General features: G+C 42.8%; 28 protein-coding genes. 11 read left to right on the top strand and 17 right to left on the bottom strand.

Features of this window, described 5'->3' with window-relative positions; translation table 11 throughout:
- Positions 1–61 precede the first annotated feature (61 nt).
- The 5 genes from Q0C11_RS00140 (at position 62) to purD (ending at position 5,539) form a co-directional block, all read left to right on the top strand.
- Positions 62–1,234 carry an FAD-dependent monooxygenase gene (locus Q0C11_RS00140; protein WP_293004656.1) on the top strand — a complete coding sequence of 391 codons (1,173 nt, stop codon included), beginning with the start codon at positions 62–64 and terminating at the stop codon, positions 1,232–1,234.
- Between the two features lie 173 nt (positions 1,235–1,407).
- Complete coding sequence (gene dusB / locus Q0C11_RS00135) at positions 1,408–2,415, top strand: tRNA dihydrouridine synthase DusB (protein ID WP_293004654.1); 1,008 nt, start codon at positions 1,408–1,410, stop codon at positions 2,413–2,415.
- Positions 2,416–2,418: 3 nt separating this feature from the next.
- Complete coding sequence (locus tag Q0C11_RS00130) at positions 2,419–2,661, top strand: helix-turn-helix domain-containing protein (RefSeq protein WP_293004653.1); 243 nt, start codon at positions 2,419–2,421, stop codon at positions 2,659–2,661.
- Positions 2,658–4,217 carry a bifunctional phosphoribosylaminoimidazolecarboxamide formyltransferase/IMP cyclohydrolase gene (gene purH, locus Q0C11_RS00125; RefSeq protein WP_293004651.1) on the top strand — a complete coding sequence of 520 codons (1,560 nt, stop codon included), beginning with the start codon at positions 2,658–2,660 and terminating at the stop codon, positions 4,215–4,217. Before Q0C11_RS00130 ends, purH begins: the two co-directional genes overlap by 4 nt.
- A 14-nt stretch (positions 4,218–4,231) precedes the next feature.
- Positions 4,232–5,539: a phosphoribosylamine--glycine ligase gene (purD, locus tag Q0C11_RS00120; protein WP_293004649.1), complete on the top strand. Its 1,308-nt coding sequence runs from the start codon at positions 4,232–4,234 to the stop codon at positions 5,537–5,539.
- A 21-nt stretch (positions 5,540–5,560) separates the two neighbouring features.
- Here the strand turns inward: purD and flgL are convergent, their stop codons facing one another.
- The 11 genes from flgL to flgB all read right to left on the bottom strand — a co-directional run bounded on the left by flgL (position 5,561) and on the right by flgB (position 16,086).
- Entirely contained in the window at positions 5,561–6,769 is a 1,209-nt protein-coding gene (gene flgL, locus Q0C11_RS00115) for a flagellar hook-associated protein FlgL (protein ID WP_293004647.1), read from the bottom strand.
- Positions 6,770–6,796: 27 nt separating this feature from the next.
- On the bottom strand, positions 6,797–8,713 hold the full coding sequence (flgK, locus tag Q0C11_RS00110; protein WP_293004645.1) for a flagellar hook-associated protein FlgK: 1,917 nt from the start codon (positions 8,711–8,713) through the stop codon (positions 6,797–6,799).
- Positions 8,714–8,795: 82 nt separating this feature from the next.
- Positions 8,796–9,803 (bottom strand): flagellar assembly peptidoglycan hydrolase FlgJ, encoded by a 1,008-nt coding sequence (gene flgJ, locus Q0C11_RS00105; protein ID WP_293004643.1) that lies wholly within the window; start codon positions 9,801–9,803, stop codon positions 8,796–8,798.
- 16 nt (positions 9,804–9,819) lie between these two features.
- A complete protein-coding gene (locus Q0C11_RS00100; protein WP_293004641.1) occupies positions 9,820–10,929 on the bottom strand; it encodes a flagellar basal body P-ring protein FlgI in 1,110 nt (369 codons plus the stop codon).
- A 46-nt stretch (positions 10,930–10,975) separates the two neighbouring features.
- Positions 10,976–11,692 (bottom strand): flagellar basal body L-ring protein FlgH, encoded by a 717-nt coding sequence (locus Q0C11_RS00095; RefSeq protein WP_293004639.1) that lies wholly within the window; start codon positions 11,690–11,692, stop codon positions 10,976–10,978.
- 25 nt (positions 11,693–11,717) lie between these two features.
- Entirely contained in the window at positions 11,718–12,500 is a 783-nt protein-coding gene (flgG, locus tag Q0C11_RS00090; RefSeq protein WP_293004638.1) for a flagellar basal-body rod protein FlgG, read from the bottom strand.
- Positions 12,501–12,527: 27 nt separating this feature from the next.
- Positions 12,528–13,271, bottom strand: a complete 744-nt coding sequence (gene flgF / locus Q0C11_RS00085) for a flagellar basal-body rod protein FlgF (RefSeq protein WP_293004637.1) — start codon at positions 13,269–13,271, stop codon at positions 12,528–12,530.
- A 28-nt stretch (positions 13,272–13,299) separates the two neighbouring features.
- The gene (gene flgE, locus Q0C11_RS00080) at positions 13,300–14,574 is read right to left on the bottom strand and encodes a flagellar hook protein FlgE (protein ID WP_293004636.1); all 1,275 of its coding nucleotides are present in this window, start codon (positions 14,572–14,574) and stop codon (positions 13,300–13,302) included.
- Positions 14,575–14,587: 13 nt separating this feature from the next.
- Entirely contained in the window at positions 14,588–15,256 is a 669-nt protein-coding gene (locus Q0C11_RS00075; RefSeq protein WP_293004635.1) for a flagellar hook assembly protein FlgD, read from the bottom strand.
- Between the two features lie 11 nt (positions 15,257–15,267).
- The gene (gene flgC / locus Q0C11_RS00070) at positions 15,268–15,672 is read right to left on the bottom strand and encodes a flagellar basal body rod protein FlgC (RefSeq protein ID WP_293004633.1); all 405 of its coding nucleotides are present in this window, start codon (positions 15,670–15,672) and stop codon (positions 15,268–15,270) included.
- Between the two features lie 3 nt (positions 15,673–15,675).
- The gene (gene flgB, locus Q0C11_RS00065) at positions 15,676–16,086 is read right to left on the bottom strand and encodes a flagellar basal body rod protein FlgB (RefSeq protein ID WP_293004631.1); all 411 of its coding nucleotides are present in this window, start codon (positions 16,084–16,086) and stop codon (positions 15,676–15,678) included.
- 217 nt (positions 16,087–16,303) lie between these two features.
- On the opposite strand from flgB, the gene flgA reads away from it, so the two are divergent.
- The 5 genes from flgA (at position 16,304) to pbpG (ending at position 19,530) form a co-directional block, all read left to right on the top strand.
- Positions 16,304–17,026, top strand: coding sequence for a flagellar basal body P-ring formation chaperone FlgA (flgA, locus tag Q0C11_RS00060; RefSeq protein WP_293004629.1), 723 nt, complete (start codon positions 16,304–16,306; stop codon positions 17,024–17,026).
- Positions 17,027–17,153: 127 nt separating this feature from the next.
- The gene (locus Q0C11_RS00055; protein WP_293004627.1) at positions 17,154–17,432 is read left to right on the top strand and encodes an acyl carrier protein; all 279 of its coding nucleotides are present in this window, start codon (positions 17,154–17,156) and stop codon (positions 17,430–17,432) included.
- 95 nt (positions 17,433–17,527) lie between these two features.
- Positions 17,528–17,896: an Mth938-like domain-containing protein gene (locus Q0C11_RS00050; protein WP_293004625.1), complete on the top strand. Its 369-nt coding sequence runs from the start codon at positions 17,528–17,530 to the stop codon at positions 17,894–17,896.
- Between the two features lie 205 nt (positions 17,897–18,101).
- Positions 18,102–18,329, top strand: coding sequence for a hypothetical protein (locus Q0C11_RS00045; RefSeq protein WP_293004623.1), 228 nt, complete (start codon positions 18,102–18,104; stop codon positions 18,327–18,329).
- 310 nt (positions 18,330–18,639) lie between these two features.
- On the top strand, positions 18,640–19,530 hold the full coding sequence (pbpG, locus tag Q0C11_RS00040) for a D-alanyl-D-alanine endopeptidase (protein ID WP_293004621.1): 891 nt from the start codon (positions 18,640–18,642) through the stop codon (positions 19,528–19,530).
- Here pbpG and Q0C11_RS00035 read toward each other — a convergent pair.
- The gene (locus tag Q0C11_RS00035; protein ID WP_293004620.1) at positions 19,527–21,032 is read right to left on the bottom strand and encodes a carboxypeptidase M32; all 1,506 of its coding nucleotides are present in this window, start codon (positions 21,030–21,032) and stop codon (positions 19,527–19,529) included. The genes pbpG and Q0C11_RS00035 overlap by 4 nt on opposite strands.
- A gap of 120 nt (positions 21,033–21,152) precedes the next feature.
- Between Q0C11_RS00035 and hemJ the strand changes: the two genes are divergently transcribed.
- Entirely contained in the window at positions 21,153–21,596 is a 444-nt protein-coding gene (gene hemJ / locus Q0C11_RS00030; RefSeq protein ID WP_293004618.1) for a protoporphyrinogen oxidase HemJ, read from the top strand.
- A gap of 146 nt (positions 21,597–21,742) precedes the next feature.
- Here hemJ and Q0C11_RS00025 read toward each other — a convergent pair whose 3' ends face one another.
- Genes Q0C11_RS00025 through ligA form a run of 5 tightly spaced genes read right to left on the bottom strand, consistent with a single transcriptional unit; the run spans position 21,743 to position 26,036 of the window.
- On the bottom strand, positions 21,743–22,132 hold the full coding sequence (locus tag Q0C11_RS00025) for a hypothetical protein (RefSeq protein WP_293004617.1): 390 nt from the start codon (positions 22,130–22,132) through the stop codon (positions 21,743–21,745).
- Positions 22,133–22,159: 27 nt separating this feature from the next.
- Positions 22,160–22,693: a peptide deformylase gene (gene def / locus Q0C11_RS00020; RefSeq protein ID WP_293004615.1), complete on the bottom strand. Its 534-nt coding sequence runs from the start codon at positions 22,691–22,693 to the stop codon at positions 22,160–22,162.
- Positions 22,683–23,429: an S-methyl-5'-thioinosine phosphorylase gene (locus tag Q0C11_RS00015; RefSeq protein ID WP_293004613.1), complete on the bottom strand. Its 747-nt coding sequence runs from the start codon at positions 23,427–23,429 to the stop codon at positions 22,683–22,685. The genes def and Q0C11_RS00015 overlap by 11 nt, the downstream gene beginning before the upstream one ends.
- Positions 23,430–23,448: 19 nt before the next feature.
- Positions 23,449–23,994: a hypoxanthine-guanine phosphoribosyltransferase gene (locus Q0C11_RS00010; protein WP_293004611.1), complete on the bottom strand. Its 546-nt coding sequence runs from the start codon at positions 23,992–23,994 to the stop codon at positions 23,449–23,451.
- A 14-nt stretch (positions 23,995–24,008) separates the two neighbouring features.
- On the bottom strand, positions 24,009–26,036 hold the full coding sequence (gene ligA / locus Q0C11_RS00005) for an NAD-dependent DNA ligase LigA (RefSeq protein ID WP_293004610.1): 2,028 nt from the start codon (positions 26,034–26,036) through the stop codon (positions 24,009–24,011).
- Positions 26,037–26,157 lie beyond the last annotated feature (121 nt).

Raw genomic sequence — 26,157 nt, 5'->3', positions numbered from 1 at the left:
ATGTGATTATAGTTAATAAGCAAAAGTTCTTACTCCAATAACCATTCAAAAAATTAATTTTATGATCATTGATCATTATGACATTGTTATTGTGGGTGGTGGCCCGGTAGGCATGGCATTAGCTCTTAGCCTACGCGATAGCGGGGTATCGAGTTTACTTCTTGAAGCTCGCGGGTTACCAGAAAAAGACGAAGATCCGCGCCCATTGGCATTATCACATGGCAGTTATTTGATATTGCAGCGCCTAGAAGTATGGAACAGATTAATAAAAAATACCCCGATTCAAACAATTCATATTTCTAATCGCGGCAGCTTTGGACGCACTATTTTGGAATCTCAGGATGCCGGTGTTCCTGCATTAGGTTATGTAGTGAATTATCATGATCTTTTTAGTGCCATGCATGCGCAATTGACTACCTCTCAATCCAATTATATTACTGGTGCTTTAGTAACCCGAATCGATACTACTGAAAGCTCAGGTAATGTATTTTTTGACCATCACGAAGAACCAAAGCAAGTAACCGCTAAGCTTCTTGTCTTAGCTGATGGCGGTCAACTGATCAAGCAAATACCCGACATCAATTATCGATCATATGATTATCAACAGTGGGCTGTAGTAGCAAATATTAGAGCCGAAAAAAAACAAACAGGTATCGCTTATGAACGCTTTACTCCTGATGGACCTGTTGCACTACTTCCAAATGATCAGGATTTTTCTCTGGTATGGACCGTAGCTCCAGATATTGTAAAAGAAATCACTGAACTGAATGACAAGTCTTTTCTGTTCCAGTTACACCAACATTTTGGCGACAGGCTTGGGAAATTTATTGGCGCGGGAAAAAGATCAGCATTTCCATTAGCGCTTAAGTATGCCACATCCACCGTATCTCAAAGAATAGCGCTCGTCGGCAATGCAGCACAAACTTTACATCCGGTTGCAGGACAGGGGTTTAATCTGGGTCTGAGAGATGCCTATGAATTGGCATGTGAAATCATTCACGCGAATAATGCATCCCAAGAACTCGGCACACCTACCATGTTATCCAAATACCTTCAAAGAAGACGAAAGGACAGTAACGCTGTTAGAACCTTTACTGACACTCTGGTCAAGTTATTTTCTAATGATAGTAAAATACTCAATCAAGCTTGTGGATTCGGTTTAAGTACTTTAGATTGTGTACCGCCACTTAAACGTTTTATTGCCCGTCGCATGATATTTGGCGCAAAAGAATAATTCCCGATCTTTATTCCACGGTCAATTTGACAAAGGTTATAATAAAGCTCGTAATAGGATATACAATTTCATTTCCCTAACTAAGCTTTAAGCTAACTACTGTTCAAATAACAGCAATACTCAACATCAGATTTAACTGCTTACTATTTATAATCTCTCCCAAAGATGTTTTCATGCAAATTGGCTCTCACATTCTAAAAAATAAATTGATTGTTGCTCCAATGGCTGGTGTTACCGATCGACCATTTAGGCAACTATGCAAATCAATGGGTGCTGGCATGGCTGTCTCCGAAATGGTGTCGTGCAACTCACTGCTATGGGGTTCTATAAAAACGCAACGGCGAGCGAACCATGAAGGGGAAGTTTCTCCAATCTCTGTTCAGATTGCTGGCGCTGATCCTCAGATGCTTGCGGCGGCAGCGCAGTACAATGCAGAAAATGGTGCTCAGATTATCGATATCAATATGGGGTGTCCGGCAAAAAAAATATGTAATGTCATGGCCGGTTCGGCGCTATTACAAGATGAAAAATTAGTAGAAAAAATCTTAATCGCAGTAGTAAGATCCGTCGATATTCCGGTAACACTTAAAATTCGCACTGGATGGGATAAACAACATAAAAATGCCTTATCTATTGCACATATTGCGGAAAGCTCGGGTATTCAAGCACTCGCAATTCATGGGCGTACGCGGGCATGTGCATACACTGGCACTGCTGAATACGACACCATAGCCGCTGTAAAGGCAGTAGTTAAAATTCCTGTCATTGCAAATGGTGATATCACTACCCCAGAAAAAGCGAAACAAATACTCGCTTATACTAAAGCGGATGCGATTATGATAGGTCGTGCTGCGCAAGGAAGACCCTGGATTTTCCGTGAAATAGATCATTTTCTTACAACAGGGCAACACCTCCAAGCACCTGAAGTATCTGATATACATCAAGTTTTAATCAATCATCTTCATGATTTATATCATTTCTATGGTGAATACTCGGGTGTTCGCATCGCACGTAAACATATATCTTGGTATACCAAGGGACTCATAGGATCAGCTGGCTTTCGTCAGGCAATGAACCAATTACAAACCAGTGATCAACAACTTTTTGAAACCAATAAGTTTTTTACCCAATTAGCTAGACAAGGCCAAAGATTGAGTTATATCAAAGAGGGGAGTAATTAGTTTATGAGCGCAGTAAAGGAGAATGAAATTGCATCATGTATACGTAATGCCATAGGTGGATATCTCAATGATCTAGATGGAGAAAAACCGGGAAATATCTATAGCATGGTGATTCAAAGTGTAGAAAAACCTTTAATAGAAGTTGCCATTCAGCATACCCATGGCAACCAAACGCAAGCGGCTGAATTACTTGGGATAAACCGCAATACACTACGTCAAAAAATGAAACAATATCGAATTAAATGACTATTAAACAAGCACTCATCAGTGTTTCTGACAAAACCGGAATTATTGAGCTGGCTCAAAAATTGACCTATTGCGGTATCAAAATCATCTCGACGGGTGGTACTGCTAAATTATTAAACGAAGCTGGAATATCCGTTCATGAAGCAAGTGATTACACAGGTTTTCCAGAAATGTTGGATGGTCGAATTAAAACGCTTCATCCTAAAATTCACGCTGGTATTCTCGCACGTAACGATTTATCAGATCATCAGCAAGCACTTGATCAAGCATCTATACTAAATATAGAACTGGTAATTGTTAATTTATATCCATTCAGGCAAACGATCGCAAAACAAAACTCTACGCTCATTGATGCAATTGAAAATATTGACATTGGAGGCCCAACAATGATTCGGGCAGCTGCCAAAAATTATCAGAAGGTCACTGTAATCACCGATCCACTAGATTATTCTTCATTCTGCACCGAACTAGAAGTTAATAATAAATCGATCAGTTTGACTACTCGTTTTAAGTTGGCTCAAAAAGCTTTTGCACACACGGCTTCTTATGACAGTGCTATCAGTAATTATTTGACTGCATTGGATGAAAATTTTCTTCACAAAGATTTCCCAGAATCACTGAATCTGAATTTCAATATCGTACAGAATTTACGCTATGGAGAAAACCCGCATCAAAAAGCGGCATTCTATCGAGATTCAACCATAACCTCTGGCAGCTTAGCAAATTATCAACAGCTGCAGGGCAAGGAATTATCCTATAATAACATTGCTGACACTGACGCAGCTTGGGAGTGTGTTAAAGCGTTTGATAAACCGGCCTGTGTAATCGTAAAACACGCTAATCCTTGCGGGATAGCCATTTCAGAATCAATATTAAATGCCTACCACCTAGCATTCGCAACCGATCCGGTATCTGCTTTTGGTGGCATCATCGCTTTTAACCAAGTTATCGACAAGGACACTGCAGAAGCTATCCTTAAACAATTTGTTGAAGTGATTATTGCACCGGAAATTTCGTCCGAGGCGCAACAGCTCTTGTCGCAAAAAAATAATATCCGGGTGTTGGTTGTGCCGCTGCAAATGAAAAACTCTATCTATGACTTGAAAAGAGTTAATGGCGGACTTCTTGTTCAAACACCGGACACTTCCAATATTACAGCGTCCGATCTAGCTATAGTCACCAAAGTAAAACCCACCCCACAGCAGTTAGATGATTTATTGTTTGCTTCGCGAGCGGCAAAGTTTGTTAAATCTAATGCTATTGTATTTTGTCGTAATGGCCAAACAATTGGCATTGGCGCCGGTCAAATGAGCCGGATTGACAGTGCGCGGATCGCATCCATAAAAGCCCGGCAGGCAGGTTATACACTAACAGATTCTGTTGTCGCATCGGATGCATTCTTCCCTTTTCGCGATGGTTTAGATGTTGTTGTACAAGCAGGAGCAACAGCGATAATTCAACCTGGCGGCAGTATTCGCGACGACGAAGTTATTGCTGCTGCAGACGAGCAAGGAATCTCGATGATATTCACGAGCATTCGTCATTTTCGACATTAAACAACCTCTATATCATGAAGCTATTAGTTATTGGTGGAGGGGGTAGAGAACACGCGCTAGCGTGGAAGTTAAGTCTTTCACCGCGCGTACATAAAGTGTTTGTTGCACCTGGTAATGCGGGCACAGCACTCGAGCACGGTTTAGAGAATATTCCAATTACATCAATCCCTGATCTAATCGAATTTGTACGGAAAGAACAGATTGCAATTACGGTTGTCGGGCCAGAAATACCACTTGCTGCAGGTATTGTTGATGCATTCCAGGCCAGCGGCTTAAAAATCTTTGGACCAAAGCAACAGGCAGCCCAGCTTGAGACTTCAAAGATTTTTGCCAAGAAATTCATGCAGCGACACCAAATCCCCACCGCATCTTATGAGAGTTTTACTGACCCTGAACTGGCACATCAGTATATAGACCAACAGCATGTCCCTTTAGTAATTAAAGCGGATGGCCTCGCAGCAGGAAAAGGGGTTATTGTCGCGCAAACCTACGATGAAGCTCACTCGGCTGTTAATTCGATACTGGTTGAGAAAAATCTTGGCGCTGCAGGCTGCGAAATCATTATTGAAGAATTTCTTCAAGGCATCGAAGTCAGCTTTATCGTCATGACTGATAGCCTCCATATTCTCCCATTAGCGACTAGCCAGGATCATAAACGCCTTTACGATGGAGAATTGGGCCCTAATACTGGTGGAATGGGCGCATACTCGCCTGCTCCTTTTATTTCGCCCAATCTACATGGACAAATCATGCGCAATATCATTGATCCCGTCATTAGCGGATTAAAACAAGAAGGCATCCACTACACCGGATTTCTTTATGCCGGTTTAATGATTACAGCGGATGGCCATGCAAACGTACTGGAATTTAACTGTCGTCTGGGAGATCCGGAAACGCAACCTATTATGCTACGCTTAAAAAGCGATCTCTTGACACTCATTGAGCATGCTATCAATGAAACGCTTAATAAAGTTGATGTCGAATGGGACAAGCGTACTGCACTTGGCGTTGTAATGGCTGCACATGGTTATCCGGAAAATCCAAGAAAAAATGATGTAGTTCATGGCCTGCATGAATTCATCAATGAACAAGAAGATAATGATAGTTTTCATATTTTTCATGCCGGAACGATCATGGGTGGAAAAGATGAAAAGGAAATTATGACTGCAGGTGGGCGGGTTTTATGCGTAACGGCACTTGGAGAAAACGTGAAAATAGCGCAGGAAAATACTTATAAACTCATTAAGAAAATTCACTTTGATGGTTATCAGATTCGTCACGATATCGGCTACCAAAGCATAAATTATCAGAAAAAAAGCTAAACCAAGCGCAATTAAGTGTTTTCAAATATAATTGAATAAGGACAACCCGGAAATTTTAACATAGGATTGCTGTGCAGCCTGAAGGTATAACTGCTGTCTTTGGAAATTAGAAATCACTTCCGACAAATCAGCGTCTTGTAAATTAGAAAGTAATTTTTCAAATTGAATGTTTTGATCATCACCAACACTTTCTAAGCTATCGATTTCATTCATCCGGGCCCCAATGGCAGCTTGTTTTGTAAGCACATGTTCCAGGCTATTGTTAATGTTTTGTAGCGCTGCAACTAAACTATTTGACAACCGCGTGCCTCCGGGTTGACCGCTGGATGGTGTTTCGAGCGCCGTAATTAAGTCGCTCATGGTTTTAAAAATACTTTGATTGCTGCTTGGGGAAACTGTAAATTTATCTCCATTTTCTGGATCACCTTTAATACTTAACTGTATTCCATCAAAACTAATTGCACTGTCACTTGTATAAGGATTTCCTGATGAAACCGCCAATCCAGTAGTTGTATTGACAATGTTATAAGTTGTCACGCCAGCAGCAACAGTGAAATCAATCTCATAATTCGCACCTGTAAGACTAGCTGGTGTAATTACTGATCCTTTATCAATGATGCCAGTACCATTGTTTAGTGAGTCAGCTGCCGTTGAAAAAACACCATTTCCGTTCTTTATACGTTCAAAAACATCAGTACCCGAATCGCTGACAGCAAGTTGACGCGCCGGACCAACCTGATTCATTCTCTGTCCTTGATCCCCTGCATACTGCACACTAAGCCCCGTTTTCACAAAAGGTTTTGTATTAGCCTGAAATCCTGAAAACAAGAATTGTCCATTCTCGTCCGTAGTATTGGCTAGGCCAACTAATGAGTCAAACTTACCACGCAATTCAGTAGCAAGAATTTTTTTATCCGCATCGTTTAGTGATGAATTTCCAGCGTAAACTGTTGAGCTGTGCACGCTTTGAAGAATCGAGGTCAATTCCTTTAATACATTCTCTTCTAACCCCAATGAGGAGCTTGCACTGGCACGATTAACTGAAAATTGCTTATTCAATGATGCTGCTTGAGTGATATTCAATGCTTGTGCTGCAGCAATTGGATCATCTGAAGGTGTTAGGATTCGTTTACCGGTAGATAGCTGCTGTTGAGTCTTAACTAAAGTGCTCTGGTTCTGAAGCATCAAATTTGTTCCGGTTTCATAAATTGTATTTGTACTAACGCGCATGATATTGTCTCCAAGTTAGAAATACATCTAACGAATGCGAAGAATTGAATCAAATAATGTATTGCTCATTTCAATGATCTTACTTGCAGCTTGATAAGCCTGCTGGAAGCGCATTAAATTAGCAGCTTCTTCATCTAGATTAACACCTGATGTAGACTGTATAGTATTTTCAATTTGTGCAAGAAAATTAGCTTGCGACTTACTGGTCACTTCTAACTCCCGTGTCTTATTACCAACTTGACTAACCAGCTGTCCGTATGCAGATTGGTATGATGCCGTCCCATTTCCTACGGTATTTTTGGTTTGCAAAGCACCCAGTAACAATGCATTACGATTATCAGCAGATCCGTTAAGGTTAGGTGCAATTGTAAAGATATCTCCTGCAGCGGGGCTCCCACTAATTTGGAAAGTATAACCATTGAAGCTAATATCCGCTCCTTCGGCATATGCTTGATTCGTAGCCGGCAACCCAGTGCCAGTACCAGTCACATCATATTGACCATCGTATGGTGAATGAAATGTTATAGTTAATGGTTGCTGTAGATTAGGATCTAGGGGCAATGGATTTACAGTTCCGGCACTGATTTTTCCAGTGCCCGTATTCGCAATTGCTGCACTGGCACGATTAGGCCCCGCTGCAGCAATTTTGGATGTGTCATTAATATTTACTGCAATATCTTTCGCACCATTTACAGTAGGTTGTATCCTAAATCTTTCATTGGCAAGAATAGTCGCTCCCGTAACGGAAATACCATCAAGCATTAATGGCGCCCCTCCTGATGGAGCAACTAAAGTGCTTATCGAAGTATTATCCGACAGTCTTGTCAATGTATAGTTAGTACCATCGTACGAGAACTGATAGTCGCTCGCAGTTAAGGCACCATAATCACTTATACTTGCAGTAATACTAGAAGTCGGATTATTGGTTAAGGCTGATGTTACTTTGGGTGAAGACACAGTGAAGAAATTCCCCCCCATATCTCCATTTAGATCCACACCCAATTGATGTTGCTCATTAAAACTATGAGCTAAAGTAATGGCCACTCTTCCTAATGCATTTTGTGCGCTATCCAGCGTATCACTTCGAAAATGTAAAAGTCCTCCTAAAGCTCCGCCTGTGATCTGACTCTCAGGAATTTGAATAGTGCTATTTCTAGAAACAAGACCTAAGGTTAAATCGCTTGGATTGTCAGATGATTGAATCGCTTGTAACGTTAGTGCTTTACTTCCTACAACTAATGCTTGGCCATTACCAACGAAAACATTTATAGCACCACCACTTTCCCGAACAGTATCCGTATTGATTAATTTACTTAGTCGATTTATGAGTTCATCGCGCTGATCCAGCATATCATTAGCGGGCTGCCCACCAGCCGCACCTTCCGCCAATGTGATCTGTTGATTTATATCGGCCAATTGGCTTGCTAATGAATTTACCTCAACCACAATACTGGTGACTTGAGCGTTAATACCTTCTCTCATTTGTGACATACGCTGATCCATGTCTTGGAAACGCGCCGCAAGCGCTTCTCCATTACTTATCATAGCCTGTCGTGATGGAACTACCGATGGATTTGATGCCACATCTTGTAGCGCACTAAAAAAATTTTGAAGTGTCGGAGAAAGTCCGGAAGCAGTGTCTCCCAACAAATCGTCTAATTGTTTTATTTGTGCATATTGACTATCGAGCGACTGGCTTTGTGTTTGAATCTGTAACGATTGGTTAGCAAGAAATTGATTGTATACGCGTTGAACTGTGGTCGAGTGAACTCCGCGCCCAACAAATCCGGCTCCCGATGATTGTGGCATATTGGTATTAAGCATAACCTGCTGGCGATTATACCCAGGGGTAGCCATATTACTAATATTATGGCTGGTTGTTAGTAACTGATTCTGCGCAGCTAATAAACCAGAAATCCCAATGTCAAGAATACCATTTCCCATAGCTTATATCCGACCTTTAATTTATAAAAATCTATAATAGTTATATCGGTAAGTTAATAAAAGAATTGAAAATTTTTCTTCATCAGATGAACTCACGATTCTGTAATGCTTCACTATTATTTATTCGAATCAACTTCTCGGCATATTTTGGATCGGTTGCATAACCGGCTCGCTGCAGACCCGTTGCAAACGCCGAGAAATCAGAAGATTCTAAGACTTTTGCATAACGTGGATTATCCAATAACAATCTAGCATAATCATTAAATCCTTCCGCATAGGAGCTATAAGCACGAAATTTATCGACTATTTTTTGCGGTGTACCATTGATATATTCAGTAGTTACCTTCTCCACAGTGTCACCTTTCCAGCTTGCACTGGCTTTAATACCAAACAGATTGTAGCTTGGGCTATTATCAGCACGACGAATCTCATGTTTACCCCATCCACTCTCCAGCGCCGCTTGGGCCAGCATAAAATGAGGAGGAATACCCGTCGATTGTGAGGCAATCTTTGCATGTGGCAGAAGCGTATTGATAAAATCCATTGATCGATTAAATGACTTCTTCATTTGTAATTCGACTTGGGCAGGTGCAACAAAAGCTTCATCCGACGAATTCATTTTTTCTACTGAGGTCAGCGTTTGCCTTGAATTATATGTACTAGGCCACAATTGTTCTGATCTATCATTTGGATGCCCATTTTTTATCAATAATGGTTGATTGACTGCATTGATAGAAGACAAAATGGCATCGGCCTGGCTTATCGAAGTCTGTGGTTCAATCGACCCATCAACTCTACTTAATTGTTTTACTAATATGTTAGCAATGCCAATCCCTTTGGTTGACAGGTGCTGAGCAAGCTGTTGGTCATACATTTGCGTAAAAAACTGTGTTTGCTGACTATCAAACATTCCATCCTTAGGAGTTGCTTCCCGCATGCTTTTAAGTAACATGTTCATAAACAATGCCTCGAATTGCTGTGCCGCCTTGTGCAAAGCCTGCTCCGGGTTACGCTTAGCCATCAAGTGCAAATCATCAATGCTTTTAGCATCAATCGCAAGCTTGCTTGAAATATCCGGTGATATCATCATGGGTGTACTCTCGGGGTTAAATAATTTCCAAGTCTGCGCGCAGCGAACCTGCCGCTTTTAGTGCTTGTAAAATTGACAATAAATCTTGTGTTGTTGCGCCAATCGCCGTTAAAGCTTTAACAACCTCACCAAGATCAGCACCATTTGGCAACAGCATTAAATTTCCTTCGTCAGTACGTATTTCAACTTGAGATCGTTGTGTAACAACAGTCTCACCGCGCTGTGCGAATGGGCCTGGTTGACTAATGACAGGTTCAGTATTGATAATGATCGATAAATTGCCATGCGCAATAGCACTTGTTTCAAGCGTGACCGATTGATTCATTACAATAGATCCGGTGCGGGAATTGACAATGACTTTTGCTGTTGCTTTAGCGGGAACGACATCCATGCTTTCAATCTGAGAAATAAACATAATTCTCTGACTAGTTTCTATAGGCGCTTTTACTTGCACAACACGTCCATCAACCGCAACAGCAGAAGATGGGTAAAGTAAATTGATGGCATCCACAATTCGATTCACCGTTGTAAAGTCGGTTGAATTTAACTCAAGATTAATATAATCCCCCTGCCCGACTACTGTTGGAATTTCACGCTCAACTATACCTCCCCCACTGATTCTCCCAACGCTAAGATGATTAACCTGTACACTGCTTCCTCCAGCAGCCGCTCCGATACCGCCTACCAGAATACTTCCTTGCGCCATCGCATAAACTTGATTATCGGCTCCTTTTAGCGGAGTCATTAACAATGTACCTCCACGCAAGCTTTTTGCATTACCCATGGATGACACCGTAACATCAATATGTTGCCCGGTTTTAGTAAATGCAGGCAGTGTTGCTGTTACCATCACAGCGGCAACATTCCTTAGCTGCAAATTGGTGCCGGGCGGCAGATTAACGCCTAATTGTCCCAGCATACTAATAATGCTTTGTACCGTAAATGGCGTCTGGGTAGTCATATCACCACTGCCATCTAAGCCAACAACTAAACCATAGCCTATCAATTGATTATTACGCACTCCCTGAATCGATGCTAAATCCTTAATTCGATCCGCAAAACTTATGCCCGGTAACAACAAACATATCATCAGTAGGCTATGGATAATTAGGTGCGGAATTTTCATAATGGCATGTGTTTTCTTAGGAAATCAGATAAATGTATTAAAACCATCAAAAAGGTGTCGCATTTAGAAAAAAGCGTGATAGCCATCCCATTGTCTGTGCTTCATCAATATAACCGTTGGCGCGGTATTCAATGCGTGCATCGGCTATCTGTGTTGATGATATGGTGTTTGCCATAACATGTATTGGATTGATCACTCCAGAAAGCCTTATAAACTCTTGTCCCTGGTTTATTCCAATTTGTTTCTCTCCGCTGACAACCATGTTTCCATTTGGTAGTGCCTCAATCACTGTTACCGTAATCGTTCCTATAAAATTATTCTTACTAGAACTTTCACCGCCGCCATCAAAACTATTGTTGGATTTAGCTTCAACTGTGGCATGTTTTTTTAAAAAACTTAAAGGTATCCCCAAAAGACTAGGAACCGAGAAATCAATACTTCCAGAGCGATCCACATTACTTTCTGAACTCTTACTTGCATTTGTTCGTTCGTTCAAGGTAACAATGATTGTATCGCCAACACTTCTTGCGCGTCGATCCTCAAATAATGGTGTATAGCGCACTCCATTCGTCGTGCTATTAAGGGCTTGCAAAATGGAGCCATTAGGCTGAATAACCGCCAAGCTTTGATGGGCTGGACGCAAAGAATTAGGTTGATGGGTAACTGTCGCTGGAATGGATGTGCAACCCGATGCAAGCATGAAGAGTATCAACACATACAGAGAGCTATATTTATTGTCTATCAGCAGTTGGCTGTTAACCATTCTATTACTCCCGGTAATTAACCAGTTATAGTTGCGCCAGTTTTTGCAACATTTGATCAGATGTTTCAATAGACTTTGAATTCATTTCATAAGCGCGCTGGGTTTGAATCATATTAACCAACTCCTCCACTACACTTACGTTTGAAGTTTCAACAAACCCCTGATCAAGAATCCCCAGTCCATTGGTACCAGGCGCATTCTGATTGGGTGTTCCGCTGGATGCAGTTTCCATGTACAAATTCTCACCCATTTTCTGTAATCCCGATGGATTAATAAAACTTGCCAATTGAATATTGCCAAGCTGTATCGGTGCAGTTGCACCTGGCACTGTTGCAGATACGGTACCATCTCGCCCTACAGTGACGGTCTGTGTATTTGGTGGAACAACAATTGCCGGCTGCACCATATATCCACTGGATGTTACAAGTTGACCATTAAGGTCTAATTGAAATGCTCCATCACGTGTATAAGCTGTTGTACCATCAGGCATTAAAACCTGAAAGAAACCCAACCCCCGGATTGCCACATCGCGAGGATTATCAGTTGGTTGTATTATTCCCTGAGTGAATATACTTTCAGTTGCAACTGGTTTAACGCCCGTACCAAGCTGTAAGCCGGAAGGCAATTGAGTCTGTTGCGAAGACTGAGCGCCTGGTTGTCGCAATGTTTGATACATCAAATCTTCAAATACTGCACGAGACCGCTTAAAGCCATTGGTATTAACATTCGCCAAATTATTAGCAATAACATCCAATTTAGTTTGCTGTGCTTCTAAACCCGTTTTGGAAATCCATAATGAACGTATCATTTGATCAATTCCTATATTTAATTGTTGCTAAGCTCTAACTAGCATAATTTGACTTGCCTGTTGCGCATTGCGCTCCGCGTTCTCCAGCATCTTCATTTGCATATCGAACTGACGAGCCAGAGCGATCATACTGACCATTTCATGCACAACATTCACGTTACTTCCTTCCAGTGTTCCATCAATCAATCGAACTCTGGCATCAACGATCGCTTCTTTGCCATCTTTTTGACGAAACAAGCCATCGGCACCTTTTACAAGATTTTCCTCTAGGGGATTAACCAATTTAATTCGCCCAACTATAGCCACCGTATTTGGCAGGGCATTAAGCGGGACTGTCGATACAGTTCCATCTACACCGATAGTAATGCGTGTTTCCGGCGGAACAGAAATGACCCCCACATCACCTTTAACTTTCAATCCATTTTGTGTTAACAACAAACCATTGGCACCAACTTGCAAGCTGCCATTCCGGGTATACGCCTCTTCACCATTATCAAGTTGTACGGTAATCCAGCCAGGGCCACGAACAGCAACATCAAGATCACGTCCAGTTGTCTCCAATGGACCCGTAGTGAAATCGGAGCCTGTCGTAGAATCCACAACAAAAGCACGTGTCGGCAATCCATCGCCATATATTGGGACAGCGCGGAATGCATTAGCCTCAGCCCGAAACCCCGTTGTCGATGCATTAGCGAGATTGTGTGCAACGGTCGCTTGTTGATTCAGCGTATGGTTCGCACCAGTCATCGATGTATAAATAAGTCGGTCCATGAATGCTTACTCAGCTCGGGTAATAAAGTTAAAGATTAACCAATGTTTGCAAAACAGCATCCTGGGTCTCAATGGTCTTAGCATTTGCTTGATACATGCGCTGCGCGGTAATCATTTTCACCAATTCAGAGGTTAAATCCACATTGGCAGCTTCAACGGCTGAAGGTTGAAGTGTTCCTAATGTTCCCGAGTTTGGCTGCCCAACCAAAGGTTGGCCTGAACTGGGTGTTTCTATCCAACGGCCATCCCCAATAGGATTTAGGCCTTGTGGATTAACAAAATTAGCCAAGACAACTTGTCCCAGTGACCTATTTTGCCCATTACTATAATTTCCTTGAATCACACCATCAGCAGCTGTGGTAAAACCAGCCAACCGACCCGATGCATACCCATCACCCTGTGCTAAATTAACGCCAAAAGCAGGTCCAAATTGTGTGGCTGTTGTGATATCCAAAGCAAAAACCATAGGAGAGCCTGCTCCCAGCGTCGGTTCGATGGTTGCAAAATCAACCGACACGTCAAAAGGTGCAGACGGTGCAGTCAAAATTCCATTACTATCGAACGTTAAGGTTACTGAAGCAGCGCCGTCTAGAGTAACCCCAATAGGAACACCCGTTGTTGGATCAACTGCACCATCGACACTCGCATACATATTCCATGTATTGGCTGTTGTATCTGATTTCTGAAAATAATAGGTAAATATATGCTCATTACCCAGGCTATCGAAAAACCTCCCAGAATTTGTGTCAGTAAAGCTCCTGAGGTTATTCGCATCAAAAGTAGCCACTTCAGGTGCTGTTGCATCTGATTTCAAATTAAAACCCAAGTTGAAAGTTGATGTAATTTTTGGTGGAATATCAGAAGTACTTAATTTCAAAAGGGTTGGTCGACTGGAGTCTATGTTTCCATCGGCACCTGCAGCATATCCCGTTAAATTTGTTCCATTTGCATCTGTAAGAAACCCATTCCCATCAAGACGAAACTGACCGTTCCGACTATAACTGATTACACCGTTATCACTCATGCGGAAAAAGCCTTGTCCATTTATCGCTATATCCAGCGGATTATTAGTTGGCGCAATATCCCCTTGATTAAATGATTGTGCGACCGTGGCTACCCGCGCACCGATACCTATCTGCGTACGGGAAGAACCTGCCCCGTCCAACGAGTTTGCAAATATATCGGTAAATTGAGCTTGAGCTTGTTTATACCCAACAGTATTCGCATTGGCAATGTTATTGCCAACGACATCAAGATTTGTCGATGCCGCACTTAAACCACTTAAACCTTGTTGAAAACTCATCTTGTTCTCCTAATCAAAAAACCTGTTTAATGTCAGATAAACTGACTAATCCCAACTTACCCATATCCAGATGCGTTCCCAGCTCACCATGGGAAACACTGTTTACTGTGCCAAATGAAAGTGTGTCGACTTTTACTTCCTTGTCACCCTGTTTTGCCGTGACTGCAAAGGTATAGTCACCATCGGCAGCTTTAGTGCCGCTATTTGTCATGCCATCCCAACCAATAGTACTAACACCGGCCGGTTGCACACCCAGTTCCTTGGTGTGAATTACAATCCCCGAACTATCAAATATCGTTACAATAGCTTGATCAACCGATTGTTCTAATTCGATCCCAGCTATGGCACCCTCTCCTTCAAGAGATATTGACTTGCCGGGAACGAAAGCGCTATGTCCAATCATTCCCAACGCCTCTACTGATCGACTATCATCAGTACTAGAAACCAATTGCTGCAGCGTTGAATTTAATTTATCGATACCTGTCACCGTGCTAATTTGTGCCAACTGACTGGTCACTTCTGCGTTATCCAGCGGTTTCAATGGATCCTGATTTTTCATTTGGGTGACCAGAAGCTTCAGAAAGCGATCTTGAGGATCCTCGGCTTGTTTCTTAGTTGTGATACCTGTCGTGGTTCCCAATGATACTGATTGCGAATCGGTTTGTTGTTGTACTGAATTCATGAAATGCTCCTTTATTGGCCTATAGTCAGGGTTTTTTGCAGCAGTGATTTAGTAGTGTTCATCATATCGACACTATTTTGATACGAGCGTGAAGCCGACATCATATTGACCATTTCATCGACGACACTGACATTCGGCATCGTTACATAACCGCTTGGATTCGCAAATGGATGATTGGGCTCAAATACTTGTCGCATTGGCGAGGGATCATGAATAACACCTGCAACCTTAACACCAGCTGCACCATTAGCATCCGCACGTAATGTGCTGAAAACAACTTGACGTCCACGGTAAGGCTCTCCAGTCGAGCTGGTTACACTGTCCGCATTAGAAAGATTACTCGCCACCACATTCAAACGTTGCGACTGTGCAGACATGGCCGAGCTTGCTATACCAAATACATTAAACAATGACATTTATTATCTCTCCTGCAATGCTAATGATAAAAATCTAAATTCATAATTTAAAAAAGCGATACTCGCATCGTACTTAATTGCATTATCAGCAAACCGGGTGCGTTCCATATCCATATCCACCGTATTCCCATCTGCACTAGGTTGTAGGGGGACGCGATATAGAATATTGTCTCCGAATAATCCGGGGGTAGAGGAATTAATATGCGTTGTCGATGTCGTATTAAGGCTTACTTTTTTCAGGTCTCGAGTTGAAGAAACCTTTTCTTGAAGCATGCTGGCAAAGTCAATGTCTTTAGCTTTAAAATTAGGAGTATCAGCATTAGCCACATTGCTTGAAAGCAATTCCTGCCTTGCGACCCTTAAACTTAAAGCGTTATGGTGATAATTTAATTCTTTATCAAGTTTGTTGATCATCTTCTTTATCGCCTTAATCAAATATTTTCTATTCATTTATTAGCAGTTAGCATGCCAACTATGTTAAATGTTAAGATTGATAGACGAATCAACAATAAAGACAAGAAACAGACGTTATCTTTGAGCATCAATCCATTTGCAATTGTTTAATATGTGGATATGGCGGCAATATTTGCCGAAACCGGCAAGAACGAATGGCTCAGCGGATAAAAAAATTATGATACGTTACTCAACATTAATTCTTTGCCTATTCATGTTGGCACTTGTTTTTTTTACCCCTGCACTTGCATCTCGGCACAAAACTGTTCTCTCTAATCAAGAAATACCTCTGATAAATAATGCAATTGAGAATTTCCTTTACAACAACACAGCTAATCTACCTGGACAAGTCATCGTGAATGTCGGTCAAATTGATAAACATCTGGCGTTACCAAAATGTCCGCAATTAGAGCCCTTTATTCCCGTAGGCAATCGCCTGTGGGGGAAAACTTCGATTGGTGTCCGTTGTAATAGCGAGCTTGCAACTTGGACCATCTACGTGCAAGCAGAGATAAATGTAATGTCGGACGTATTACATACCACGCGGCCTATCGCTACTGGACAAATTATTACATATGAGGATATAGCACCTCAGAATACCAATTTGACACAATTACCCGAAGGCATACTCACCGATGCCGCGCTAATAGTTGGCAAAGTCGCTGCAACCAATTTACCCGCCGGCCAACCACTGCGCCCGCAGATGCTACGAGCTCCTCATGTAATCTTGCGTGGACAAACCGTCAATCTAGTCGTACAAGGCCGCGGATTTAATATCCAATCGGAAGGACAAGCTTTAGCTGATGCAGCTGATGGTCAGGTTATTCAAGTTCGCAATAAATCAGGACGAATCATTAGCGGATTAGCACGGCCCAATTCTATCGTTGAAATAAGGCCATAATTCGTCGCTAGCAAAATAATTCCCATGCAATAACCAAGCACAAAAAATTATCACCCTGTAAATCAGTGATAATGATCTAAATCAGATTTATAATCACGCAATACCGAATAACAAATAATTTTTTACTGTGATTAATACAAACCATACGCTGGAAATCAAAAAAATTCTGACTGATACCCTGGGATTAGGCAAACGACTTGATGCAATGGAACCGGACACAAGATTACTTGGAAGCATTCCTGAGCTTGATTCAGTGGCAGTCGTTACGGTTATCTTGGCTTTAGAGAAAAAGTTTTCCATCTCAATAGAAGATGACGAGATTAGTGCCAAGACTTTTGAAAAACTCAGTTCATTAGTTAACTTTGTAGAAATAAAGCTAGCTGAAAAAAATGAGCAGTTAGTTTGAATCTGCCCAAAAACACCTACACAATGCTGGTTGTATTCTGATTTAATTCATGCATAATCGCTGTTGATGTGATCAAATCATTATGGAGCAAAGCGTTGAAATTACACCCTGCCAATTTCTCTCATCAATATATTTTCACTGGGTATGGTGACGGATATGTAGTAATCAATCAAATAAGATATGAAAAGAATTTGATTGTATTACCGGATCAGTTGATTGAAAACTGGCCGATTATTTCAATTTCTGAACTAGAAATTCAACATTTTGAAAATTTGTTGCCTCATGCACTTGAAATCATTATTCTAGGCACGGGTATTTCACATCAATTTCCAAATTATTCCTTACTGAGTCAAGTGGCTAAAATGGGTGTTGGAATTGAAATTATGGATACAAGAGCTTGTTGCAGGACTTATAATATTCTAGTTGAAGAAGGGCGTCGCGTCGGAGCAGTTCTATTTATATGACAAATCAATTAGTTTAGTAAAGTCTGCTATCTTACTTAATCAATTTAAAGTTAATCAATCACAAAAATACACTCGTTCACCGTTTCTTTATTATAAGATTTAAAAAAAGAAATGGCCATATCAGTCATGATTGTGATAAATTCATGGCTGGTAAGTCAGGTATAAAAAATTGGCTTCCTTCATAACATTAATATAGGAGTTGAAAATGAGCAAATTTCTAATCGCTGCAATTGGTTTAGTCTTCTTATTGGGATCGTCTGCCACTATGGCAAGCGGAAACAAAGAATCTTCAATGCCACCAATGGCTGCCCAAGACATCTTGAATAAAATGCAATGCGATAACAAAAAAGCCGGTGAGAAAATTAAAGATCGTGTTGATGGTGAAATGGTTACCTGTCCTGCTAAAATAAAACACCCAAACTTTGGTAAATAATAAATCAGCAGCAGGATAGCTATAGATAGGTCAAGTTTGGATAGAAGAGTTTTTTTGCTTCATCTAGGGAATTGTATAGATTGGATGGAGAATAAATAAAGCAACTGTCAGCTTGGCCTATATTTTGTGTATCAAACGCAGAAAACACATTTTGGAATGCGCATACAATCGCCCAACTAACTAAATATTTTTTGTTATAAAGTATCTTGATAATAAAAAAATTAAAAGATATTTTCCTCGCTCATAAAAATGCGTGAATTAATACGTACTGGATTTGATTTGCAATTTTCACCCATTGAGAAGGAAAATAATGAAACAAATATTTATTCTGTCTTGCATTCTATTTTTTTATGCCAATAGTTCACTGGCACAAAATAACAATCTAGATATTAAATCTCAAGCGGCTCTTATTTTTAATGCAAAGAATGAGCACGTCATTTATGACAAGAATGCTGATAAGGTTATGCCCATTGCTTCAATCACCAAGCTAATGACTGCCATAATCATACTTGATGCACGTTTACCGCCGAATGAAATCATCACGATAGAAAATGCTGATGTCGATAAATTGAAGTACACGACTTCTCGACTTCCAGTAGGCAGCAAATTGTCACGACATGAATTGTTGAAGCTGGCGCTCATGTCCTCAGAAAACCGGGCAGCTGCTGCGCTAGGCCGAACCTATCCCGGCGGCGCCAAGGCATTTGTGAATGCCATGAACATTAAAGCCAAACAAATTGGTATGTCTAATAGCCAGTTTGTCGAACCTACCGGATTAAGCAGTAGTAATGTAGCAACCGCGCGCGATTTGGCAAAACTAGCCGCTACTTCCAACGGCTATGCTGTCATACGCGAATTCTCTACCGCATTTCAACATTCAGTATCTCCAGGAAATAAGCGCGGTCAATTGCAGTACGTCAATTCCAATAGCTTAGTGCGGAGCCAAAACTGGACTATCGACGTTTCCAAAACTGGCTACCTGAATGAGGCCGGACGCTGCTTAGTCATGCACACCAAAATTTCCGGACAACCCGTTGTCATCGTGCTACTCAATTCATGGGGTAAAAATACGCGTATCGGTGACGCAAATCGTGTCAAAAAATGGATAGAAAGTAATCAGGTCATAAGCAGACACAGCAAAACTGAATCAGATCAAAGAATTTTGCTTACTGCAAAGCCGAGTCTAAGTAATAACCATTAAACCAACCCATAAATTTCACTGTACTTATTTTTTAAGTAACCAATAAAATAGTCTGAATTCAATGCCTCGCCTGTCACACGCTGAACAATCTCTTGCGGTGTGTAAAGCCTTCCTTGACGATGAATTTTCTCATTTAACCAACCTTTAATCGGTGCAAAATTTCCTGTTGCAATGTTTTTTTCCGTCTCCGGTTGCTCATTCAGCAATGTATTATAAAACTGACACGCATACATCGCACCCAGCGTATACGAAGGGAAATACCCAAACGCCCCACCGCTCCAATGCGAATCTTGTAATACGCCCAACGTATCTGTAGGCGGCTTAATTCCCAGATATTTCTGCATCAACTCACTCCAAATGCCAGGCAAATCATCGACCTGCATCGAACCTTCAAATAAGCCCTTCTCGATTTCGTAGCGCAATATGACATGCAACGGATACGTCACTTCATCCGCCTCCACGCGAATAAAATCCGGTTTACACGTATTGATCGCCCGATAAAAAGAATCCACAGTAGCGGATTGTAGATTGTCCGGAAACGTCGCACGGATCGTGTCGAAATAATGCGAGCAAAACGGCTTGCTTTGCGCAACCATGCGCTCCCAGAACAACGACTGGGATTCATGAATCCCCATCGTTAATGATTCGGATGCAGGCAAATCTCCCAGCTCATGCGGGCGCCCCTGCTCGTACAGTGCATGCCCCGTCTCGTGAATTACTGAATACAATGACTCGATAAAATCGCTGTCCTTATAGCGCGTCGTAATCCGCACATCGGTCGGATGGCTACCGCCGCAAAAAGGGTGCACCGACACATCAATACGGCCTTGTTCAGTATTAAAACCGATATCCTGGCTGATTTTTCGCGCCAGTGCTTCCTGCTTGTCCAGCGCAAACCTGCCCTGCAAGAAAGACGTATCCGGTTGTTGAGGATGGTTCTGAATGGCCTCAATCAACGGTATTAATTCCCGCTTCAGGCGCTCAAATATGGGTGTGATCATATTGATTGTTGTTCCGCGCTCAAACAGATCGATATTAGCGTCATAAGGCTCCAAATCCGGCGACACCCGCTGCGCCCATTCTGTTTTCAATTCCAAGAAACGCTTTAACACTGGCGCAAAGTCAGAAAATTTGTTTTCTTTCCGCGCCATCACCCAAATGCCCTGCCCACGCGACCCCAGTTCCGCCAGCTCCTGCACCAGCTGTTTTGGCACTTTGGTTTCCAATTCATAACTGTGCAGCGCTTCGCGGATATTGCAGCGCTCCACTTCACTCAGGCAATCAGAATTTTTTTCTTTCAGCTCATTCAAACAATCCCCCAACGCAGGATCAGTCATGCGCTCATGAATCACCCCTGCCAGCGCCGCAATCTGCTTCGCGCGCGCCCCACTGGCACCCGCAGGCATCATCACCTCCTGATCCCACCCCAGCGTGCTCATCACGCCATTCAAGTGAACAATTTCTTCCAGTTTCTGAATTAAATTTTGATAATGTTGATCCATAATCATTCCGCTCTTTAATTAAATTACTAATCATTACACATAATCCCCTAATCTCAGGGAATAGCGCTAAAATCACAATCTCTATCTCGTACAACTTTAACACTAATCATTCACGCAATCATGCTCTGGATAAAATCGCTGCACATCATTTTCATGGTCACTTGGTTCGCCGGACTATTCTACCTGCCACGCTTATTCGTCTATCACGCCCAATGCGAAGATCAACCTGGCAAAGAGCGCTTCAAGATTATGGAGCGCAAACTCTATTATGGCATCATGACTCCCGGCGCAGTGCTGACTGTAGTGTTCGGCGTGTGGCTGTGGCTGGGTTACGGTTTCACGGGAAGTTGGTTATATGCCAAGCTGGCGTTAGTTCTGTTATTGATTTTCTATCACTACTACTGCGGAAAATTTGTCACGGCTTTTAAAAATGATGCCAATCAACATGGCCATGTGTTTTATCGCTGGTTCAATGAATTCCCGGTGCTGATTTTGTTTGTGGTAGTGATCCTGGTTGTTGTCAAACCGGATTTGACAGAATGGATTTTGGGACTATTTAAATAATAGCTAACAGATCAAAACACCAAAAATATCGAGTTATCAGTAATATTCGCTAAAATTTCCTGTTTGCTTCCGAAACAGTGTAGTTACCAAATAACTGCAAGTAGCCTGCTCTAATTCCAAGATCGTTGGATTAATTGTTAGTCAGTTTACTCAATTGGGCAGACAACGACTTTACAGTCCTCATATGCCTCAAGCATGGGCTGAAGAATCCGGTCCGTTTGAGAACACAGAGCAACCGACAAAACACTTCGAGGGTTGAAGTGCTGCCTAACAAGTTGAGCTGAGAATAAGGTTTGCCCCATTAAGTACATACCAAGACGACTGTTTTTGGTTTGTACAACCACGACATCTTTACCCTCTAGGCTAACTCGAGAACTCACAGGCATACGCGCGTTTTCCTGACCACGGATAATAACGGCATCAATTAGACGTCTACCTTGTCCATCTCTTTTAGGAATTACGAGAAACTCCTCAATCAGAATTCCTCCGATCTGTTCCCAATACCAAACTGTCATTGGAGTTTCGCGGCGACTCATGCGCTTTGCTGACTAATTGGTATAAACCTAATCATCCACAACCTCCTGTCCAGGAAATAGTACATCCGTAAACCCAAACGAACGAAAATCCTTGATCCGCATCGGATACAGAATGCCCAGCAAATGATCACATTCGTGCTGCACTACGCGCGCGTGAAATCCGCTGACTGTGCGGTCGATTGCTTTACCATATTGATCGAAACCTTGATAGCGCAAATGCGCATAGCGTGGCACCATGCCGCGCATGCCTGGTACGCTGAGACAACCTTCCCATCCATCTTCTTTTTCATCGGTTGATGGCGTTAATTGTGGGTTTAGTAAAACCGTAAAAGGCACTTCATCGGCATCGGGATAGCGTTGATTCTTTTTAAATCCGAAAATGACGACTTGCAGGCTCACGCCAATCTGGGGTGCCGCCAAGCCTGCACCATTCAGATCCTCCATGGTATCCTGCATATTATGAATCAGTTCATGAAGTTCGGGAGTATCGAACTGCTCGACAGGTTTAGCCACTTGCAGCAGCAACGGCTCACCCATTTTAAGTACGGGTTTAATGGCCATCGCGACTCACCACATGTTCCAGAATATTTCTGACGCCCACCATTGCTTGTTCCAACACGGCATAAATCTCCTTCAATGGAATGCCACTCACGTTAGTACCGCGTCCAGCGGCAGAATTGGCAACCACGGCAATACTGGCGTAATCCAGACCCAATTCCCTGGCCAGCGCAGCTTCTGGCATGCCGGTCATGCCCACGATATCCGCGCCGTCGCGTTCCAATCGGTTGATTTCGGCGGCCGTTTCCAGCCTGGGGCCTTGTGTGGCGGCATAAATTCCGCCATCGAAAACATCTTTATTGGCATTTTTTGCAGCTTGCAGCAGCAATGTGCGAGTGCGCTGGCTATACGGAAGAGTTAAATCAATATGCGTTACCGGTTGATCCTTGCCTTCAAAAAAAGTAAAGCCGCGTCCATAGGTATAATCAATAATTTGATCCGGAATCATCAATCGGCCCGGCGTCAGATCCGCGCGGATACCGCCCACTGACGCTACGGCAATGACATGCGAAGGCTTCAATGAGTGCAGCGCCCATAAATTTGCGCGATAATTGATCGCGTGCGGCGGAATCGTGTGTCCGTGTCCGTGCCGCGCCAGGAAAACGATGTCTTCATTCTTCATCTTACCAAAGGTCAACGGGCCGGAAGGCTCACCGTACGGGGTTCGTATGATTTCCCGACGGGATATTTCCAGGCAGGATAATTGCGTCATTCCGCTGCCGCCAATAATTGCAAACATGATCCTCCCAAAATTAGATTCAATCTTTTACTGCATAAATGGCGGGTAAATTCCGCCATGCGCCGTGTATATCCATGCCAAACCCGAAAACATAGCGGTCCGGAACTGTCAATCCAATAAAATCGGCTTGCAGTGGCTTCGGCCTGCCCGTTCTTTTTTCAGCAAACACCGCACTATAAAATGCTTTTGCGCCATTTTCCAACACTTTGTCACGAATGGCAGCAAGCGTAATGCCTTCATCCAGAATATCATCCAGCACTAAAATAACCCGATCTTTAACATCTTCTCCAGGTTCCACTCGCCACTGAATTTCCCCGCCATGTAGTTGTTTGTTATATCGTGATAAATGCAAATAATCAAAATCAAGCGGGAAAGGAAGTTTTGGCAGCAGTTGCCCGGCAAATACCACCGCACCGCCCATCACGCATAAAACCAGGGGTTGTTGCCGCGATAGCAACTGCGTGATATTCAGTGCCATATGATGCACCGTTTGCGCGACCGTATGCTCGGAATAAATGAGTTCAGCCGCATCGAGAATTTGTTGCGCTTGTTGGTAAGTCAGCATGGTTATTTTTAGCGTTATTGCAGCAGTTCCATTAATCCTATCTCATCCAGCACTGAAATTCCTAAACTCAGCGCCTTATCATATTTGCTGCCTGGATCTGCACCTACGACAACATAATTGGTTTTTTTTGACACACTACTGCTGACTTTACCACCCAGCGCTTCAATCTTTTCTTTGGCTTCTTCGCGGCTCAGTGTGGGCAGTGTTCCGGTCAACACAAACGTCTTACCATACAATGGTTTCGGTTCACCGACTAAAACGGATATTCCTTCATGCTCATTCCAATGTACCCCGCAGGCGCGCAATTGCTCAATCACTTCGCAGTTATGTGCTTCAGCAAAGAAATCCGCGATGCTTTGCGCAACCACCGGACCGATATCCGGAATCTGTTGCAGACGCACGCTATCAGCTTCGATCAGTCGGTCGAGACTGCCTAGATGTGCCGCCAAATCCTTTGCGGTTGTTTCTCCAACGTTACGGATTCCCAATGCATAGATAAATCTTGCTAATGTCGTATGTTTACTTTTTTCTATCGCGCGTAGAATATTACCGGCTGATTTTTTCGCCATGCGCTCCAGATTAGCAAGTGCGCCTAACCCCAATTTATACAAATCCGCTGGGGTACGCACAATCGCTTGATCGACCATTTGATTCACCAGCTTGTCCCCCAGACCTTCAATATCCATCGCTCGACGCGAAGCAAAATGCAAAATCGCCTGTTTGCGTTGTGCCGGACAGAATAATCCACCAGTACAGCGCGATACCGCCTCATCGGCAAGTCGCACTGCTTTAGCGCCGCACACCGGACAATGCTCTGGCATCGAAAAAACCCGCGCATCAGCCGGACGTTTTTCCAGTACCACCGATACAATTTCTGGGATTACGTCGCCCGCGCGGCGCACAATGACGGCATCACCGATGTGAACATCCTTGCGCTCGATTTCATCCGCATTGTGCAAGGTAGCATTGGTCACGGTCACGCCACCGACAAAAACCGGCTTCAAACGTGCAACCGGTGTCAAGGCTCCGGTTCTGCCAACCTGTACATCAATACCCAACAGTTGCGTGACCGCTTCCTGCGCCGGAAATTTGTGCGCTAGCGCAAATCGCGGCGCGCGTGACACAAATCCCAACTGTTTCTGTTGCGTCAAGGAATTGACTTTATACACTACCCCATCAATATCATACGGCAGGCGCTCACGCTGCAACTCGATCGCTTGAAAATACGCTAACAATCCTTGCAGCCCTTTAACTACGCTACTTTCTTTGGCAACGGGGAAATGCAACGATGCGAGATATGTCATTACATGGCTGTGTTTATCCAACGGCATGTGGCTATCCTGATATTCTCCAACGCCGTAAGCAAAGAAAGTTAAGCACCGGGTTGCGGTAATACCAGAATCCAGTTGACGTAACGACCCTGCTGCAGCATTGCGCGGATTGGCAAACTCTTTTTCACCTTTAGCTACCTGGCGCTGATTTAAATTCAAGAAATCCGCTTTCAGCATTAACACTTCGCCTCTCACTTCCAGCAATGGCGGCGGATTATCGACTGGAAGCGACAAAGGGATAGATTTAATCGTCTTTAGATTCAAAGTGATATCTTCACCTATGTAACCATCACCACGTGTCGCACCGGTTTTAAAAATGCCACCTTCATAGCATAAGCTGACAGCCAATCCGTCGAATTTAGGCTCTACCGCAAACTCGACGCTGTCTACCAATAATCCTTCACAAACACGCCGATTAAATGCCTCCAGTTCCACCTCCTCAAATGCATTACTCAGCGACAACATTGGCTTACGATGTAAAATTTGTGAAAAAGCTTTAAGCGGGGCCGCACCAACGCGTTGCGTCGGTGAATCGGCCCTGATGAGTTGCGGATAGTCTTGCTCAATGCGTTGTAACTCGCGCAGTTGTTTGTCGTATTCGGCATCGGGAATGGTCGGATTATCCAGCACATAATACCGGTAATTATGCAGTTCGATCTCAGCACGTAAATCTTGTGCATGTTGTTTTATTTTATCGATTTTTTCATTCATAGCGAATTAGTATAACGAATACCGGTGAAACACGGTTTCAGTTCTTGACCAAAAATCCTTTATACTGCGCATTCATCAAAAAAATTAACCCTGCGACTTCATCTTGTCTTAGAAAGTACAT

Origin of the sequence: Nitrosomonas sp., assembly GCF_022842015.1 — a bacterium.
GTDB lineage: Bacteria > Pseudomonadota > Gammaproteobacteria > Burkholderiales > Nitrosomonadaceae > Nitrosomonas.
Note: the sequence above shows the minus strand (reverse complement) of the source record. Positions and strands in the feature narration are given on the sequence as shown.